The following is a 19573-nucleotide window of genomic DNA, read 5'->3' as shown; positions in this document are numbered from 1 at the left end:
CGATGATGCAATTAACATTCAAGTGGTAAACAATCTTCTGAAAGTTAACTTGTTTAATTTTTAAAACCCTTTAGTTATGGTTACTGAATCTTCAAAACGTGATTTTATTAAACAAATGATTGAGTTAGCCACTCATGAAAAAGAAAACTTGATTGCTGCCGGCTTTACACCTGATGGTAAACTTGACGCTCTGATTGAAAAGAATAACATCAGCGATAAAGCTGAAATAGCCCAACAAGAAGCAGCTGCACGCTCTAAAGAAGCAACAGCCTTGGCTCAGGATACACTGAAGGATGCCTACCAGGAAGCCTCCAACCTAGCCGACATGATTTCGGGTGCTTTGGGTAAAGAAAGTGAGATTGTTAAAAAGATGCGCAAGTTCCGAAAGTAAGTTTTAATCTTTTTTCAATATCAACTATCAAAAACCATTAGGCTTTAAACTTAAGCAATGTTGCTCCAGCCTTATCCAAAACTTCTTCTGGTAAAAGCAACATTGCTTCCTTAGAAAACACTAATACATTGGTTGTGAGCAACCATTCTTTATCTTAAAACAGAAGTGCTTTATAAAGTAGCAATACAACTTTAACAATAAGCATAGTTGCTTCCTTTTGAAGCAATACTGACGATAAACGACGAGATAGTGTTGTGGCTTATGGCGATGCTTTAAAATTTGTAATCATTGATGAAAATTAAGACTATGAAATACTTCGCATTAGATGTAGAAACTGCTAACACATATTATTCAAGTATATGCCAAATTGGAATTGCAGAATTTGAAGACGGAGAAATTATAAATAGATGGAGTACCTTAATTAATCCTGAGTGTTATTTTGATCCAATAAATGTTTCAATCCATAATATAACAGAAGAAGATGTAAAAGATGCCCCAACATTCACTAAAATCTACAATTATCTCTCTGAAAGATTAAATAATCATATTATAATACACCATATGCCATTTGATAAAATTGCAATTAATCAAGCCTGTGAAGAATATCAATTGCCTTTAATTAACATTAAATGGCTCGATTCTGCAAAAATAGTCAGAAGAACTTGGGAACAATTTGCATACAAAGGATTTGGTTTAAAAAACGTTGCTAACTTTTTAGAAATCGATTTTAAACATCATGATGCACTTCAAGATGCAATTGCTGCCGGTAGTATTGTAGCGCATGCATGTTCTAAAAAAAATATGACGCCAGAAGATTGGATTATACAAACCCAAAAACCAATATCATCACAAAGTATTTCATATTCTTCCTCTATAAAACAAGAAGGTAATCCCGAGGGAGCTTTATATGGCGAAAATTTAGTTTTTACAGGCACTTTATCCTTACCTAGAAAAGAAGCTTCTAATCTTGCAGCAGGTATTGGATGTAATGTTTCGAATAATGTAACATCAAAAACTTCAATGCTGGTTGTAGGAATACAAGACTCATTTAAACTTGCCGGATATACTAAAAGCTCTAAACAAAGAAAAGTTGAAGCTTTAATTGAAAAAGGAAATCAAATAAAAATATTGACAGAAAAAGACTTTATAAAAATGTGTGAGGACGAAGGTTTTAATGCCAATTAATTGTGATATTAAGTATTTAAATCAGCTATAAATAATCCAATGAGTCATTACTTAAAAAGGACTTCTGCATGGCTAACAATCAATTTTGATAGAGGTGTTATCATTTATTTAACATGTGATAGAATAAATATTTCTGATGACAATCCTAAACGTCTGGAATTGAACTTTCATAAAATTGCCAATTCAAAATCATCTAATCCCTCAAACGAATTTTTGGATTTAAAAGAACTTGAAGGGAAGTACCAAAGAATTAAAAACATAAGCTTTTCAGAGGAAAAATACCTAACAAAAAACCTAAAAAGAAAAGCTAAGAACAAAGAGATTGTTAAAGTTGTTTTTCTTGGATTTTCTGTATTTGAATTAGAGATGCGAATTAGCTTTAAATCTGAAGAATCATTTATTCTTGAAAATATTACTCCACAAAACTAGTTCACTTTTAACTCTAATTACTTATGGATAACAATATACTTTATCATTACACCTCTGTCGATACCTTTTTAAAGATATTCAAAGAAGGAACTAAAAATATTTGTCTTAGAGCAACCCACGCTGCTTATTTTAATGATCCATATGAAGGGAAGTATACAGTTGAATTATTGGAAGAAAGTTTTCGTAAATACGAAGAAGATAACAACATAAAAGAACGCAAACAAGGTATGAACCAACTTGTAATTAATTTCATACATTCCGCCTTGGGAGAACCCTATTTGCTTTCTTTCTCAGAACACCCTGACAGCCTGACTATGTGGAGGGCATATGGTGATAATGGGAATGGAATTGCCATTGGTTTCGATAAATATGTCATAGGCTCTAATCCGGAAGAGAAACCCAATGTTAACCTCATAGATTGTCTCTACGATGAAAGTAAGATAAAGGCTATACTTCAAACGCACTGGGATAAAGTTTATAATAATTATAAAATTAATGAAGGCAAAACTTCATATCATGGCTCACCCATTTTCCCAATATATAATAAATTTTACTTCGGTTTTAAAAGAAAAGAATATGCAATTGAAGCAGAATGGCGCTTATGTCAAAATGTACACAGTACCCAAACTAAAAAACATCGGGTTTCGAACGGTCTAATAATTCCATATGTAGAACATATTTTCCCGCAAGAAGCAATCAAAAAAATAGTTCTTGGACCTTGTCTTGATCCTGAAAAATCAAAGAAATCTGTAGCTGATTTTGCAAAGTATAAAGGTCTACATCTTAATGAAGAAACGGATATAATTATATCTAAGGTATCTTATCGAAATATTTAATAATTAGCTCCTGGTGAGCATCTAAAAGTGTTATTGTTTTTAATCCCAGAATATGAGTAAGTAAATCCCATGGATTAATAGCAAAACAAAATTTCGTTATAAACCTTAGCTTTTAGACACTCAATTCTATAATTTTAACCTCAAGTAATCACAAAACCTATTACATGAAAACAGATATAAAACTTTTTAATATCTCTCTCACTGATACCTTCCTTTTGTTTGTTTTCATGAGTCTGGCAATAACCATTCTGCTATTTATTATTAGTGTATTTGAAGGTACACCCACTTTGCTTTATGAATCTACTCCCTGGTTTTACCAGTTATTATTTCCGTTACTATTTGCATTTTCCAATAACCTGGCAAATCGCAAAGGGAAGCTAACTTTTTCTGATGTTAATAATTCACAATCTCTTTTTGAACAGATCGATTCCTTTCTTCAACAAAAATACAATCGAATCAATCTATCGGACCATGAATTCAGTTATGTAAAAAGAAATAGTTGGGCACGATTTTTTGATTTCTTTCTAAGAGAAAACATTCGCATTTCAACCGCTAACAACAAAATAGTTATCTACGGCAAAAAGCATCAGTTTAACCGCATAGAAGTACAATTACAAAGAACTGAAGCTTATTCTTAGTGACATAACACATCGTATCTTTTTAGTTTTATAAATTTCTATCACCTTTATTCAATTTTGCACAAGAATAATACACATTTGTACAAGTGCTTCTTCTAAAATCAATGTATTTTTGATATTGCCCCTAGTTGTATTGCAGGGATTCTTTAGAAAATCATAAAACCACATTGATGTATCAAAAAAATATTTTAATCATCGCTTTGCTATTTGTAGCACTTCCTTTGTGTTTAAAGGCACAGGATATAAAAGACCGATATGCAAAATACGAAGCATTAAAATCGTTAACCAAAGACAAGGTTCTTCATGGAGCGTTCGAAACCCATTGGCTAAAAGAAGGCCATTCATTTTGGTATCATGTATTAACTCAAGAAGGCGTTAAGTACTATTTGGTTGATGCCTCAAAACAAAAAAAGAAAGAGATTTTTGATGTTAATACCTTATTGAAAAAGGTTTCAGCAGAATGCGGGGAAGATGTTTCGTACAACAATCTTGAAAATTTTAGTGTAGCCGATGATATCAAAACCTGCGAGTTTGTTTTCAATGGATGCAAATGGCAATACAGCATTCCTTCCTATAAGTTTATTAAGAAAGTTGAGTACACCAGACCCGAACCATACAATTGGACAATGGACCAGGTAGATCAAACCAATAATCCTCCGGTAATATCACCAGATGGTAAATGGCTGGCTTACATTAAAGACTACAACTTATTTATTAAAGACCTTTCAGATGAAAATGAAGTGGCTTTAAGCTATAACGGTGGCCTGGGTCTTTATTACTCCACTTACCTACAATGGTCGCCCGACAGCAAAAAAATTATGGCTTATCTGGTACAACCCGCTGAAAAGCATTTTGTGAATTATATCGAATCGAGCCCAACGACACAAAAGCAACCGTTTTATTCTTCAATCGAATATTACAAGCCAGGAGATGCTTTGCCACAATTTTACCCTTGTATTTTCAGTATTTCAGATAAAAAGATGATTTCATCATCGATGGATATGATACCCAATCAATACTCAATTGAAAATATCCGTTGGAGAAAGAATAGTGAAAGCCTGACATTTGAATACAACAAACGAGGACATCAGGTTTATCAGGTAATTGAAATGAATGCTGAAACGGGTAAAAACAGAATTCTGATTAATGAGACTTCGCCAACATTTATTGATTACAGTAGTAAGCGTTATCGTTACGATGTTAATGATGGCGAAGAAATTATCTGGGCTTCGGAACGCGATGGATGGAATCATCTTTATTTATTTGATGGAAGAACAGGAGAGGTAAAAAATAAAATTACGGATGGGAATTGGGTAGTTCGAAATGTAGTTAAAGTTAATCCAGAAAACAGAACAATCATTTTTGGTGCCAGTGGCAAAGAAACAGGCGATCCTTATTTAATCCATTATTACTCCATCGATTTTGATGGCTCCAATTTAAAATTATTGACTAAGGGTGACGGAAACCACAAGGTAAGTTTCTCAGCTGATTACAAATACATGGTTGACACCTGGTCGAAGGTTGATACTCCTCCAGTGACTGTTTTGAGAAATGCCTCAACAGGCGAACAATTGATGACTTTGGAAGAAGCTGATATTTCTCCCCTATTAGCCAATGGATGGAAGAAACCACAAATATTTTCAGCCAAAGGCAGAGATGGAAAAACAGATATCTGGGGTATGTTTTTAACTCCTTCCGATTTTGATCCTTCAAAAAAATACCCGGTAATTGAATACATCTATGCCGGCCCGCATAGCAGTCATGTTCCAAAAGATTTTAATGCCTATTATAACCGTTGCCGCCAATCATTGGCAGAAATGGGCTTTATTGTGGTGATGATTGATGGAATGGGAACATCCAACCGTTCAAAGGCTTTTCATGATGTTTGCTGGAAAAACCTGAAAGATGCCGGTTTCTCCGATCGCATTCTGTGGATGAAAGCTGCGGCTGAGAATTATCCATTTATGGATATCAGCAATGTTGGTATTTATGGAAAATCTGCCGGCGGTCAGAACTCAACAGGTGCCGTTTTGTTCCACCCTGAATTTTACAAAGTGGCTGCTTCGGTTTGTGGTTGCCACGATAACCGTATGGATAAAATATGGTGGAATGAGCAATGGATGGGATGGCCTATTGGTCCTGAATATGCCGAAAGCTCAAACGTTGATAACGCCTATCGTTTACAAGGTGATTTATTTCTAATAGTTGGTGAAATGGATCAGAATGTAGATCCTGCCAGTACCTATCAGGTGGCAGATGCATTAATAAAGGCAAATAAAGATTTCGACTTATTAACGCTACCCGGCAAAGGCCATGAGTGGGGTGGTGAATACGGAGAAAGACGTATTATCAATTACTTTATTGAAAAAATCATGCATCAATCACCTGTAAAAATGAATACAGTAGGTTTAGACCGCAGTTTGATTAAATCAGATATTGATATCGACAATTAACTTTTCTGATCCGGTCTCAATAACAGACAGTTTATTGGGACCAGATTTCTACCTGACATTTTCTTATATAACTTATCTATTCTGTACTCTTTTTTTGTTTCACTGTATCTTTGTATTAGTAAAAAAGAATCAAACAATGAGTATCCAGGATTTTATCATTCGTATGGTTATTGCAATGGCGGGTGGACTAATAATAGGTTTTGAAAGAGGCTGGCATCATAAATCAGCTGGTTTGATAACAAATACACTGGTGGCTGTTGGCTCAGCGCTCTTTGTAATGCTTTCAATAAATCTAACACAGGACGAAGGTGATGTAACCCGTATTGTTGGTCAGGTCGTAAGCGGCATATGCTTTTTAGGGGCCGGTATTATTTTTAAAGAAGGAATAACGGTGCATGGCTTAACAACGGCAGCAACAGTATGGTGTAGCTCTGCCATAGGCTGCTTTGCTGCAGCAGGCTATTACACCGAAACATTGATCGGAACCGTATTTATTTTAATCATTAACAATCTTCTTTTACCACTTGATAAAAAATTATCTGAGCGTGATAAATAGAAAGATATTGTCTCCTGTCAATTCTTTTTAAACAGTTCCTTCATACGATCCAAAACACTTTTATGATCTCGATTCTCTTTTCGTTCATCCCTCTTTGCCTTGCGATCTTCACGTCGTTTAATTCGCGTTGAATCAGGTCGGCCAAAACTATCAAATAAACGGTTTAGGATATCTTTATCAGGATCATCCAGAGAATAATCATCACACATAATACGATCTTTCATTTCTTCAGGAACCGGATAAAAAGAAGTTGCATAATATTCGCTCAACTGTGCATCTCGCTCCACCCGTTGCATAAAACGTGCAAATATTGGTAATGCCATATGCCCTCCACTTCCCAGAGCAGTTGAACGGAATCGAATGCTTGGCTGATCATTACCAACCCAGGCTCCTGCAACTAGTGAAGGCGTATAGCCAATAAACCATCCGTCTGAATTATCCTGTGTTGTTCCGGTTTTTCCTACTAACTCACTTTTAAGATTATATAAAGCTCTAAGATTACTTCCGGTTCCACGCTCCACCACACCTTTCATCATTTCAATAATGAAATATGCCACTTGATCGTCGTAAACCTGTCTACTTTGCTGTTCATTTTCATTTACATACAAAATATTGCCATTACGATCTTCAATACGCAACAACATTACCGGTTCTACCGGACGACCATAGTTAGGAAAAGTAGTATATGCTGATACCATTTCAAGTAATGAGATCTCTGCTGTTCCTAAGGCAATAGACGGCACTTCCGGTATCCTAGCTTCAATGCCCATGTTATGGGCCATATCTATGGCTTTATCAACCCCAATACGGGTAATAACCTTGGCACTAATAGTGTTAACCGATCTGGCCAACCCGCCTTTTAGCGTGTAATAACCTTCGTGATTACCGTCGCTATTCGATGGTTTCCAATTATCATATTCTTCATAAACCTGCTGTTCATTCGAAATCCATTCACAAGGCTCCATCCCATCAGCTAATGCTGCAGTATATACAATGGGTTTAAAAGTTGACCCCACTGGTCGTTGTGAGGTAACATGGTCGTATTGCGAAGTTTTATGATCGATACCACCAACCCATGCCAGAACGTGTCCATTCTTTGGATTAACTGCCACAAAGCCGGTATTGAGCATCATGAGGTAATGCTTCACTGAATCAACCGGACTCATGGATACCTTTTTTTCTCCGGCAGCCGTATAGATTGTCATTGAAACAGGCTTCTCCATCTCTTTAAAGATTTTCTCTTCTTTCCAGCCGGCATCTTCCATTAACTTGTAGCGTTTCGAATTACGCAATGCATCCAGGTATATATTGGGATGCTTCTCCCATGGATCGCGGTTTTTCCAATGACGTTCAAATTCCCCTTGTAATCGCTCCATTTGCTGATCGACAGCTTGCTCAGCATATTCCTGTAAGGTTGCATCAATGGTAGTGAAAATCCTTAATCCATCAGAATAAATATCATATTTATCGCCATACTTCTCTTCCAGTATTTTTTGTGCCAGAACACGAATCTTCTCTCTGAAATACGGTGCTATTCCTGTATTATGATCTATCCGATGATAGTTAAGAATCATTTTGCTTTGTTTCCACTTCTGATATTCAGTATCTGATAGAAATTTTTGCTCATTCATTCTTTTTAGAACAATATTTCGACGTTGAACACTCCTCTCCGGATGAAGCCGTGGATTATAAGCAGTGTTAGCAGCCAACATACCCACTAATGTTGCAGCTTCTGCCGGATTCAACTGTTTTGATTGTTTCCCAAAAAAACGGCGGGCAGCCATTTCTATACCAAAAATATCTTCACCAAAAGGAACAGTATTTAAATAAAGAGTAAGAATATCATCTTTACTATATGTATCCTCCAGTCGGGCAGCCGTAAATATTTCTTTTGTTTTACCTACCGGCAATGTTAAAAAACCAAGTCGTTTACGTGGATAAAGGTTCTTTGCCAACTGTTGACTAATGGTACTTCCTCCTCCTTGTGCTCTGTCACCCAGAAAAACACTTCGAAACAAAACCCTACCCAGACTGATAAAATCCAGTCCGTTATGCTCAAAGAATCGACTATCCTCAGTTGCAATTAATGCATTTTTTACATTGGGCGATACCTGATTGTTATCCACCGTAAGACGTTGTTCAACATAGTAACGCCCCATCAACTCATGATCAATTGAAAAAACTTCAGATGCTGTATTGTTCTGAATTTTTGCCAATTGATCCATCGATGGCAGACGACCAAAAATACCCAGATAAACAAAAAGTACGAATAATGAACCTGCCGCCAAAGCCATTGCAAACAACTTCAATAACAACAAGATTATCTTTTTCTTAGAGCTCGATTGTTTTGTTTTTTTATTTGTTGAACGCTTTCTGGTTGTATTCTTTTTAGCCGGCATCTATTCTTTTTTGAGTGCGGATAAAAATAATAAAGAATTTGGGGAAAGTGAAAATTTGAAGAATTGAGAAAGAATAAATATCGTTTTTAATATTTACAAAACATCTCCAATCTCATTATAAAACTGATTAAGGAAGCCTTCCATATATTCATGCCGCTGATTGGCAAATTGTCTGCCTGTTACAGTTTTCATCTGATCCTTTAACAATAAAAGCTTCTCGTAGAAATGATTAATTGTTGTGCCATTACTGTTTCTATACTCTTCGGCACTATTAAATTGCGCAGGTATTATTTTAGGATCGTAAAAATCTCGTCCCTTGTGCCCTCCATAACTAAAAGCCCTGGCAATACCAACAGCCCCAATGGCATCCAATCGGTCAGCATCCTGAACTATTCTGAACTCGAGCGAATCGAATTCATTTTCTGACCATCCTTTTGAGAAAGATAAATGACTAATAATTTGCATAATATGTTCCAGCACATTAGTGTCAATTCTCTCATTTTGTAACTTATCTCTTATCTCTAGCAACATTTGTTCTTCATCAAAGAATTTTGGGTCCGGAACATCATGCAATAAGACTGATAACTCAATCACTGTCCATTCACCTCCTTCAATCTGATGTATTTTTTTTGCATTTGCCAATACCCGTTCGATATGCCACCAATCATGACCGGCATCAACTGAAATGAGTTTTTCTTTGGCCCATTCCTCAATATTATTTCTTACCTGCTCTTTCATGATTACAAATATGCATCCGAAAAATGATAACTCTAAAATAAGCACAAAAAAAAACGGTGTTTCAAGAAATTTCTGAAACACCGCTTATTCGCTCTTTGAAAGTGATTATTTGGTCACTTTGGTCACATTCATCATTATTATTTATTGAATTCATAGTAGTACTTTTGATTTCCATAAGTTAACATTACTGAATAGCTTCCTGCTGGTAGCTTACTGATATCGAACATTCCTGAGTAAGAAGTTTCGCGTGGCAGACTTGAACTGTAGATTTCGTTTCCGTACAAATCATCAATGCTCATTGAGAAAGCTGATTTTTCGAAGTTAATGTGACTTACATAAAGGTTGTTACCGTCTTTTCTAACAAAAGGCTTAACTGCATTTGCTTGCTCTTCTGCTTTTGCCAATTTAGCTTTAGGTAGAACCAACTCACGATTACTTACATAAAACACCTCAGAAACTTTTGCATCTCCACTTTCGAAAACAACTTTGTATCTTCCATCTGCAAAAGATTTCAAGTCAAACAATTTTTGGAATGAAGAAGCATCACTTACAAATGGACTTGTATACAATACATAACCTTCGTCATCGTAAACTTTTACTTTAAAGCTACTGCTAGCATCACTTAATGCTGACACAACTGCATAATCAGTATCAAGATATTTACTGATAACTAATTTACCTTTTCCGAATGCACTGGTGGATAAAAACGCTATCGCAGCGATAGCAAAAACTCCTTTTAAAACACTTACCTTTTTCATAGTAATAAAATTTATAATTATTAATAATTTATTGTTGCCCCTACTTTGAATAGGTTGACATGACAAAAGTAGATGGTTTTTATAAAACAACAATACAAAAAAGGGGGCACAAGTGTTAAAAAAGCATTAAAGTTTAAATTTAATATGTATTTTGGGGGTACATTAGTAAAAAAGTGATTTTTAAGTGTGTTTTAGATAATTTTTTAGGGGGTTGATTCAAAAAAAGTAAAAATGAGTGATTTTTTAAATAAAAATAAGACCTAAAAGTCGTATTTATTATTTTTAGGGTAGAAACAAAGCCTTTTTAGTTGTTAAAATACATTTAGATTGGATAGCTTGTCTTAATAAATGTGAAGTTTTGCGGCAGCCATAACTAAATATTATAAGAATTTTTGAGCTATAAAATTATAATCTGATAGTATAAAGTTGAGTTATTGAATAAATTTCATAAATCAACTTTCCAATAATTCAAAAATTGCTTTTTCAATTCCTTCTTTATCGAATCCACACACCCCATACAATTCTGTTTGCGTACCATGTTCAATAAACTCATCAGGCACACCTAAGCGCTTTACTCTTGCCCGATAACCATTATCAGCCATAAATTCAAGTACAGCACTTCCTAAACCACCTACAACAGTACCATCTTCGATGGTAACAATGCGTTTATGCTTTTGGAAGACTTCATGAAGCAACGCCTCATCCAATGGCTTAACAAAACGCATATCGTAATGCGCTATGGTTAAATTATCTCTTTCGATCTTTGCAATGACCTGTCCAGCTTTCACTCCAACAGGACCAATAGAAAGAACAGCCAAATCTTTACCATCTTTTAGTTTTCGTCCTGTTCCTATTTTAATTTCAGTCATTGGTTGCTGCCAATCGATATTGGAGCCAATTCCGCGGGGATACCTTATTGAAAAAGGACCCTTATCAGGCAACTGAGCCGTATACATTAAATTACGTAATTCAATTTCATCCATCGGAGACGAAACAACCAAATTTGGAACGCCCCTGAAGAATGACAAATCGTATACACCATGATGAGTAGCCCCATCTGCTCCTACAAGTCCGCCTCTATCTAAACAAAAAACAACATTAAGTTTTTGCAATGCAACATCATGAATAACCTGATCGAAAGACCGTTGCATAAAAGAAGAATAGATATTACAAAAAGGAACATAGCCTGCAATTGCCAATCCTGCTGAAAAAGTTACAGCATGCTGCTCTGCTATTCCAACATCAAATGCACGATCAGGCATCTTCTCCATCATAATATTTAGACTACATCCTGATGGCATAGCAGGTGTAATACCAACAATCTTCTCGTTCTTTTCAGCCAATTCAACAATCGTCTGACCAAAAACATCCTGAAATTTAGGCGGTTTAGGTACAGAAGAAGTATTTGATTTAAGTAATTCTCCCGTTAGCTTATCAAACTTATCACCCACAGCATGCCAGGCTGTTTGATTTTCTTCAGCAAATTTAAATCCTTTACCTTTTTTGGTAATTACATGAAGCACTTTAGGTCCTTTAATGTTTTTCAAATCACTCAACACCCGAGTTAAGTGCTGTACATCATGACCATCAACCGGACCAAAGTACCTTATATTAAGACCTTCAAAAATATTTGTCTGTTTGGTTAATAAATTCTTTAACGAATTATTAAGCTTGGTAATCATTTCCTTAGAACGTGGTCCGGCAAGCTTCATCTTTTCCAAAGCCTTAAAAGCTTCAGATCTCAGTTTATTATATGTTCCAGAGGTGGCAATATCAACAAGGTATTCACTAAATCCTCCAACATTTGGATCAATGGCCATATTATTATCATTTAATATAACCGTCATATTCGACTTTAAAGCCGACATATTATTTAACCCTTCAAATGCCATACCGGCAGTCATAGCTCCATCACCAATTATAGCAACCACCTGTTGTTGATCATCACCTCGCATTGAAGCCGCAGTAGCAATGCCAACACCAGCAGAAATCGAAGTTGAAGAATGCCCTACTCCAAAGGCATCATATTCGCTCTCAAAAATATTTGGAAAGCCGCTTAAGCCTTTAAATTTACGGTTGGTATAAAATCGATCCCTACGACCTGTAAGTATTTTATGTCCATACGCCTGATGACCCACATCCCAAATAATTTTATCGTAAGGCGTATTAAATACATAATGAAGAGCAACCGTTAGTTCTACTACACCTAAACTGGCTCCAAAATGACCTGGATTACATGAAAGAGCATCGATAATAAACTCTCTCAACTCATTACAAACCTGAGGAAGAAACTCTGAATCGATTTTCTTTAAATCATCTGGAGAATTGATAGTATCCAATAAACGGCTTGAGCCTTCGTTCATATTATTATAATCTAATACTTGGGTTGCGTTGACAAATGTCAAAAATGCATTTTGCCCGACAAAGATAATTTATAATCTTTGAGTTGAAAAATTACATATTATGAAGAAGTGGATTTTAGTAAGTTTTATAGCAATTGTTTATTCAACAGCCTGTATTCCATTGAAACAATATCAGGAAACCGCTGACAGAGCCAACCAATTGGATCAAGAAGCCGGAATACTCAGATCAGAAAATGAGGAATTGAAGGTTAGCAAGAACGAACTTTCAGCCGAAGTTCAAAGATTAAAAAAACAAATCGAACAACTTCTTCAGGACACTACCAACCTAAGTCGTAGGCTTCAAAAAGAACAATACAAATATGCCGATCTTAACAAAAGCTACACTGACGCATTACAAAAATTCAAAAACTCATCAGGCAGCGATGCCGACAATAAAGAATTATTAGCCTTTTTACAAAAACTACAGGAAGAGCTACAGGCACGCGAAGACGCACTCCATAAAGCAGAGACCGATCTGCTTAAACAACAAAAAGAGCTGGCAGCCTCAAAAAGCCAAATGGAATCTCAAAACTCAAGGTTACAGGAATTAGAAAAAGCTCTACAACAAAAAGACAATGCCCTTTTAGCCCTAAGAAAAAGTATCAATGATGCCCTAACTGGTTTTTCAAGCGACGAATTGAAAGTTCATATGAAGGACGGGAAGGTTTATGTATCACTTGAAGAGAAATTACTATTCCAATCAGGCAGCTACCAGGTGAATACTCAAGGAGCTGAAGCACTAAGAAAAATAGCACGTGTTCTTGAAGAAAATAAGAATATTGAAATAATTGTCGAAGGGCACACAGATAAGGTTCCATTTAAAAGTGGTGTACTGTTGGATAACTGGGATTTAAGTGTCAAACGAGCTACTTCCGTGGTGAGAATCATGCTTGACAATAGTCAAATAGACCCTTCCATGATTTCTGCATCAGGAAGAAGCGCTTTTCTACCAGTTAAAGATGGTTCAGATGCCGCCTCATTACAAGCTAATCGAAGAACAGAAATTATTCTCACACCAAAAATGGATCAAATTCTGAATTTATTGGAAAATAAATAATGGTAAGAATAAAAATACTTGAAGCTTGGGCTATTCTTAGGGTTTTAAACTTCAAAAGAATAGCCAATGCTTTTAAGACTATCCTTAACTACTACCTGACCCAAATTACAAAGTATGCAATTATTAAACACCAACCGTTAGCTCTTTCCATTGAACCAACAAGCATTTGCAACCTTAAATGCCCCGAATGCCCAACGGGAACCAATACACTTTTAAGACCTCGTGGAAAAATTTCGTTGGTTGAATACAAAAAAATCATAGACCAACTACCCAAAGAACTCATTTACCTCAACCTTTATATCCAGGGAGAACCAACCATGCACCCTGACTTTCCGGAATTAATACAATTGGCCAATAATAAAAACCTCTATACCTCAACCTCAACTAATGGACACTTTATAACACCAGCTCTTGGTAAAAAAATTGTCGAATCTGGCCTTACAAGAATTATCTTTTCTGTTGATGGCACAACTCAAGAGAGTTATGAAAAATACAGAATCGGAGGTAGTTTACATAAAGTAATTGAAGGCATTAAAAACATTACTTCTGCCAAAAAGAAATTAAAAAAAAGATACCCATTGGTTATCATTCAATTCCTGGTATTTAAACACAACCAACACCAATTAGAAGAAATAAAGAAAATTGCGAAGGATTTATCTGTTGATAAACTTGAATTTAAAACTGCCCAATTTAACAATTACAGTGACAGCCCTGTTGAACCTCCTACAATCGAACGCTTTCGCCGATACGAAAACACGCATCGATTGAGAATAAAAGGAAAAATGCTAAATAAATGCTGGCGTCAATGGCATTCAGCCGTTATCACCTGGAATGGCAAAGTTGCCCCATGTTGTTACGATAAAGATGCAATTTATCTATTAGGAGACATTACCACCAACAACTTTTCCGAAATATGGAAATCGAAGGAAAGCCAGCTGTTCAAAACTAACATTCTACAGAATAAAAAAAACATCAGCATGTGTCACAATTGTCCCGAAGGGAGAAGCTTTTGGTCATAATTAGGTCAGTTTCAAAGCATCCTGTTCAACCGTATAATAAATATTCAAAATTGTTAATAAGTTGTTACCTACTTTTTCTTTTTAAACCTTAGAATAACTATTAGAAATAATTACCTTTAGCAAGGTAAGATTAACTAACCCATTATGGTCACACACAAGTAAAGCCTTAATCAATTCATGGCAAAGAGTAAAGGTTCAAGGCTAGTAAGGGAAATAGATGTGTTTATCCGTAGGCGCTTAGGTCCTTCATCCACACCAACTGGAGATGGCCTTCACTACTGGCGTGAGCGCATATTCCATTATTTCTCCATTGGAGTCTTGTTTTTTGGCCTTGTAGTTTATCTATATCTGGGACTCACCTTTATTCAGGAAGAAGCATATACCAACGCAGTTTTCACCACCTTTGTTTTCTTATCGGCTGTTTTTGTGACCTCAGTCAGATCATTACCTTTTAAATTCAGGGTTGGATGGATATTGTTTTTAATTTATTTGATAGGCATTTACCAAGTTCTCAAAGCAAATAATTCAGCTGTAGGATACATGTTTTTACTTTCCTACACACTTATGGCCGGCATTCTTGTAGGTCAGAAAAGCGCATGGCTATCCATCCTGATTTCTACTGTTTCACTAACAGTTTCTGCAGTACTGTTGTATGTACCAATAATTAAAATCCCTTACGAACCAGCCATACCTTTTATGGATTTCCTGCGACTTGCAGTCGTTTTCACTATAGTTATTCTTATCACCCTCCTACCGCTTAACAGCTTATTAAACGGCATGTTGTTCAGTCTTAAAAAAGAGCAACGATTCAGAAGATTACTACGCCGTGAACATGAAAACCTTGTATTGGCAAAAAGAAAAGCCGAGGAAAGTGACCGCCTCAAGACTTCTTTCTTGTCGAACATGTCGCACGAAATCAGGACCCCGATGAATGCCATTTTGGGATTCTCAAATCTATTGTCTCATCCAGAGATTGATACTACCGAAAAAGAGGAATTTGTTAATCTTATCAAAATAAACGGAAAAAACCTCCTGACACTGGTAGAAGATATAATAGATATCTCAAAACTGGACAGTGGACAATTACAAATCAAGAATGGCCCTTGTAAACTTCATTCGTTAATGTCGGATATTTTTGAAAATTTCCATGAAGACATTAAACGTAGAGGATTATTTAACCTAAAGCTGTACCTTAAAGAAGGAGTTAGTGATAATAACATTCTTATACTCACTGACGAACACAGACTGAAACAAATTCTGGTAAACCTGATTGGTAATGCCATTAAATTTACCGAACGTGGTTTTATCGAATTTGGATATACGCAAATCGAAGATCAGTTTCTGCAATTCTATGTTAAAGACACAGGCATTGGGCTTCCTCGAGGCAAAGAAAACGAAATTTTTGAACGTTTCTCTAAATTTAACAATGACAAGCAACGCCTCTATGGAGGAACCGGTATTGGACTTTCAATTGCCAAACATCTGGTAGACTTATTAGGCGGAGAAATATGGGTCGAATCGGAAGCAATGATTGGAACAACATTCTATTTCACGCTACCTTACCACCGACTAATGAACCAAAAGCTTGAAGAAGATAAAAAAAGAGAGGCTATTCGGGACTTCAATTGGGAAGGCAAAACATTCCTTGTGGCCGAGGACGAAGAAGACAACTTCAGATACATAGAAGTCGCACTGGCATTATCCAATGCTAGTCTGATCTGGGCAAAAGACGGACAGGAAGCTGTAAATGTATTCCGAAAGGTCAATAATATAGACCTTGTATTGATGGATATTAAGATGCCGTTAATGGATGGATATACAGCAACCCGCGAGATTAAGAGCATCAGTAAAAATGTTCCGGTAATTGCTCAAACAGCTTATGCTCTCTCTGAAGAAAAAGAAAAATCGAAAGAGGCTGGTTGTGACGACTACATTGCCAAACCAATTGGTTACGAAGACTTATTGCTGACTATCAACAAGTACGTACCCGGGAACAGAAATCAAGCTTAAGCAAATATGAACCTTAAATCGCCGTACAAAATTATTGTCGGCATGATACATGTGGGTGCACTTCCTGGTACACCTCATAATCAATCATCGGTAAAGGAAATTGTAAAGAAAGCTGTATCCGAGGCAAACCTCTATCAAAATGCAGGTATTGATGCGATTATGATAGAGAATATGCATGATATTCCTTATTTGAACAAAGAGGTTGATCATGAAATTACGGCAGCGATGGCAGTTATTGCCAACGAGATCAGAAGAAATATCAGTATTCCTTTAGGTATTCAGATTTTAGCAGGGGCCAACAAACAGGCTTTGGCGGTTGCTCATGCAAATGATCTGGACTTTATTAGGGCTGAAGGATTTGTTTTTTCTCATATTGCCGATGAAGGACTGATGAATAGCTGTGCCGGTGAATTATTAAGGTATCGTAAATTAATCGGTGCTGAAAAAATAAAGATCTTTACCGATATCAAAAAGAAACATTCTTCCCATGCTATTACGTCTGATGTTTCACTTCTTGAAACGGCAAAAGCAGCAGAATTCTTTTTGAGTGATGGAATTATTATTACAGGCAATCGCACCGGTGAAGCTGTTGAACCGGCTGATCTGGCCGGTTTAAAATCTGCACTTAAATCACCTATTCTAATAGGATCAGGAATTACAGCTGACAACATTGAAACCTATTGGCATCAGGCAGATGTTTTTATTATTGGCTCCCATTTCAAATACGATGGGAAATGGACAAACGATGTTGACATTGAACGCATCAAAACATTCATGAGTAAAGTTAAAAACTTAAGGCAATAAAAAACCCCGATAAAAATCGGGGTTACCATATATTATTATTGAGGTTATACAGTAAGAATATCCTTTTCTTTCACCTCAAACATTTCATCAATCTTCTTAATAAAGGCATCGGTCATCTTTTGAACATCTGCTTCTGCATCTTTCTCTAAATCTTCCGACAGACCATCTTTCTTCATTCTCTTTAATTCTTCGTTGCTATCCCGACGAGCGCTGCGAACACTTACTTTAGCATCTTCACATTCTTTTTTCGCCTGTTTTACTAAATCACGTCTGCGCTCCTCTGTTAACGGCGGAATATTAATACGAATTATCTCACCATTATTATCTGGATTTAATCCTAAATTAGCAACTAAAATTCCCTTTTCAATAGCTCCGATTAATTGCTTTTCCCAGGGTTGAATCGCAATTGTTCTTGGATCAGGAGTACTTAAGTTTGCAACCTGCGAAAGTGGACTCATACTACCATAGTATTCAACTAATACCCCTTCAAGCATTTTTGGATTGGCTTTACCGGCACGAATCTTGGCCAGTTCGTTGTCAAGATGCTCCAGAGCCTTTTCCATTCTTTCTTTGGTATCTTCCAGTACTAATTCAATTTCTTCTTGCATGGTCGTAAATGTATGATTGTTTTACTCTATCATCAACAAAAGTATAAAACTTTAGACGAATATAAAAAGCCTTCATTAAAAGCACATTTATTTTTACTTGCCAGAAATACAGTTTAAAGATTTTCACAACCTTATTCACCATATATCATATTGACATTTTCTAACAAAATTTTCCCTCCTCGTTCTTTTTTGCCTTGAAAGTAATTACACTGAGCTCACTTCTTAATCATATCAGTGATTTTATAGTCCATTTATCTTGTAAAGTTTCGATTTTATAATTTGCTAGAGCCAATTCAGTGATTATTTAAAGATAATGTAAAGTTCCACTCAAAACATTTTATTAACTTTACTCAAACTGTTTTAACCCGCCGAAAACAATACTAGTTACGTATGATTTATATGTAAATGAACACCTTAAATAAATGGTAAATTGTAATAATATTTGTTAAAATTTAGTCGATCAGAAAGTGGAAAATCAAGAATTAATTAGAATTGATATAAATAGAGAATTTTTTCTTTATTATTGCTTGCCAAAAGGCACTTTCACATTTACATTTGCACACTTAAAAATCAAAAATTAATTACACAATTCAATAAATTTTAAAAGGATTCTTATGGGTACTTTTTTCGGTTCCTCGATTGGAAGAAAATTCATGATGGGTGCATCAGGACTTTTCTTGATTATCTTTCTGATAGTCCATTTATCCATTAACTTATGTTTGTTGGTTCCAGATGGCGGCGAAACATTTAACATTGCTGCTAATTTCATGGCTTTACCACTTATTAAGTTTGGATTACAACCGGTGTTGGCTTTAGGTTTTATTGTGCACATTGTTTATGCAGCTATTTTAACTGCACAAAACAATAAAGCACGAGGAAATGCTAAATATTCCTCAGGCAACAACACTAAAGAAGTAATGTGGGCATCAAAAAACATGGGCATTTTAGGTATTGTTGTTCTTGCCTTCTTAACTGTTCACGTTTACGATTATTTTGTGCCTCTTCAAATTACAGGTACAGCTCCAGAAGTTCATGGCACTCACATGCATGACACGTACACACTTGTAAAAAACAATCTGCAAAATCCTGTTAAGGCCATTTTATATATAATTGGCTGCTTAGGATTAGCCTTACACCTGACACATGGTTTTTGGTCAGCATTCCAAACTGTTGGTTTAAACAACGGAATCTGGCGTAAGCGTTGGACCATCATCGGAACAATCTTTGCATGGGCTGTAAGTCTCGGTTTCTGTGTTATTGTTGTTGCAATGTTATTGTCATAATTTAATT

At 35.9% G+C, this 19573-nt stretch carries 17 protein-coding genes; 12 read left to right on the top strand and 5 right to left on the bottom strand.

Annotated elements, in window-relative coordinates; all coding sequences use genetic code 11:
• Positions 1–76: 76 nt before the first annotated feature.
• The 7 genes from ACRD62_RS08040 (at position 77) to ACRD62_RS08010 (ending at position 6488) form a co-directional block, all read left to right on the top strand.
• A complete protein-coding gene (locus ACRD62_RS08040) occupies positions 77–391 on the top strand; it encodes a hypothetical protein (protein ID WP_430819616.1) in 315 nt (104 codons plus the stop codon).
• Positions 392–697: 306 nt separating this feature from the next.
• Positions 698–1576, top strand: a complete 879-nt coding sequence (locus tag ACRD62_RS08035) for an exonuclease domain-containing protein (protein ID WP_430819615.1) — start codon at positions 698–700, stop codon at positions 1574–1576.
• 39 nt (positions 1577–1615) lie between these two features.
• A complete protein-coding gene (locus tag ACRD62_RS08030) occupies positions 1616–2005 on the top strand; it encodes a hypothetical protein (RefSeq protein WP_430819614.1) in 390 nt (129 codons plus the stop codon).
• Positions 2006–2028: 23 nt separating this feature from the next.
• Positions 2029–2841 (top strand): DUF2971 domain-containing protein, encoded by an 813-nt coding sequence (locus tag ACRD62_RS08025; protein WP_430819613.1) that lies wholly within the window; start codon positions 2029–2031, stop codon positions 2839–2841.
• A 164-nt stretch (positions 2842–3005) separates the two neighbouring features.
• Positions 3006–3479, top strand: a complete 474-nt coding sequence (locus ACRD62_RS08020) for a hypothetical protein (RefSeq protein WP_430819612.1) — start codon at positions 3006–3008, stop codon at positions 3477–3479.
• Positions 3480–3649: 170 nt separating this feature from the next.
• Positions 3650–5932 (top strand): S9 family peptidase, encoded by a 2283-nt coding sequence (locus ACRD62_RS08015; protein ID WP_430819611.1) that lies wholly within the window; start codon positions 3650–3652, stop codon positions 5930–5932.
• 136 nt (positions 5933–6068) lie between these two features.
• Positions 6069–6488 (top strand): MgtC/SapB family protein, encoded by a 420-nt coding sequence (locus ACRD62_RS08010; protein ID WP_430819610.1) that lies wholly within the window; start codon positions 6069–6071, stop codon positions 6486–6488.
• A 17-nt stretch (positions 6489–6505) separates the two neighbouring features.
• On the opposite strand, the gene ACRD62_RS08005 is transcribed toward ACRD62_RS08010, so the two are convergent.
• From ACRD62_RS08005 to dxs, 4 genes are all read right to left on the bottom strand, one after another.
• Entirely contained in the window at positions 6506–8887 is a 2382-nt protein-coding gene (locus ACRD62_RS08005; protein WP_430819609.1) for a penicillin-binding protein 1A, read from the bottom strand.
• 93 nt (positions 8888–8980) lie between these two features.
• Positions 8981–9625: an HD domain-containing protein gene (locus ACRD62_RS08000; RefSeq protein ID WP_430819608.1), complete on the bottom strand. Its 645-nt coding sequence runs from the start codon at positions 9623–9625 to the stop codon at positions 8981–8983.
• Positions 9626–9762: 137 nt separating this feature from the next.
• Positions 9763–10383 carry a T9SS type A sorting domain-containing protein gene (locus ACRD62_RS07995; RefSeq protein WP_430819607.1) on the bottom strand — a complete coding sequence of 207 codons (621 nt, stop codon included), beginning with the start codon at positions 10381–10383 and terminating at the stop codon, positions 9763–9765.
• 452 nt (positions 10384–10835) lie between these two features.
• Positions 10836–12746: a 1-deoxy-D-xylulose-5-phosphate synthase gene (gene dxs, locus ACRD62_RS07990; protein ID WP_430819606.1), complete on the bottom strand. Its 1911-nt coding sequence runs from the start codon at positions 12744–12746 to the stop codon at positions 10836–10838.
• A 100-nt stretch (positions 12747–12846) separates the two neighbouring features.
• Here dxs and ACRD62_RS07985 point away from each other — a divergent pair, with 100 nt between their 5' ends.
• From ACRD62_RS07985 to ACRD62_RS07970, 4 genes are all read left to right on the top strand, one after another.
• Entirely contained in the window at positions 12847–13842 is a 996-nt protein-coding gene (locus ACRD62_RS07985; RefSeq protein ID WP_430819605.1) for an OmpA family protein, read from the top strand.
• Complete coding sequence (locus tag ACRD62_RS07980) at positions 13842–14861, top strand: radical SAM/SPASM domain-containing protein (protein WP_430819604.1); 1020 nt, start codon at positions 13842–13844, stop codon at positions 14859–14861. The genes ACRD62_RS07985 and ACRD62_RS07980 overlap by 1 nt, the downstream gene beginning before the upstream one ends.
• Positions 14862–15038: 177 nt before the next feature.
• Complete coding sequence (locus ACRD62_RS07975) at positions 15039–16871, top strand: ATP-binding protein (protein ID WP_430819603.1); 1833 nt, start codon at positions 15039–15041, stop codon at positions 16869–16871.
• Between the two features lie 6 nt (positions 16872–16877).
• Positions 16878–17675, top strand: coding sequence for a BtpA/SgcQ family protein (locus tag ACRD62_RS07970; protein WP_430819602.1), 798 nt, complete (start codon positions 16878–16880; stop codon positions 17673–17675).
• A gap of 44 nt (positions 17676–17719) precedes the next feature.
• Here ACRD62_RS07970 and frr read toward each other — a convergent pair whose 3' ends face one another.
• Positions 17720–18283 (bottom strand): ribosome recycling factor, encoded by a 564-nt coding sequence (frr, locus tag ACRD62_RS07965; RefSeq protein ID WP_430819601.1) that lies wholly within the window; start codon positions 18281–18283, stop codon positions 17720–17722.
• Between the two features lie 614 nt (positions 18284–18897).
• Between frr and ACRD62_RS07960 the strand changes: the two genes are divergently transcribed.
• Positions 18898–19566: a succinate dehydrogenase cytochrome b subunit gene (locus ACRD62_RS07960; protein ID WP_430819600.1), complete on the top strand. Its 669-nt coding sequence runs from the start codon at positions 18898–18900 to the stop codon at positions 19564–19566.
• The last annotated feature ends 7 nt before the right edge of the window (positions 19567–19573 follow it).

The sequence above is a fragment of the Carboxylicivirga caseinilyticus genome (assembly GCF_050589785.1).
Classification (GTDB): domain Bacteria; phylum Bacteroidota; class Bacteroidia; order Bacteroidales; family Marinilabiliaceae; genus Carboxylicivirga; species Carboxylicivirga caseinilyticus.
Note: the sequence above shows the minus strand (reverse complement) of the source record. Positions and strands in the feature narration are given on the sequence as shown.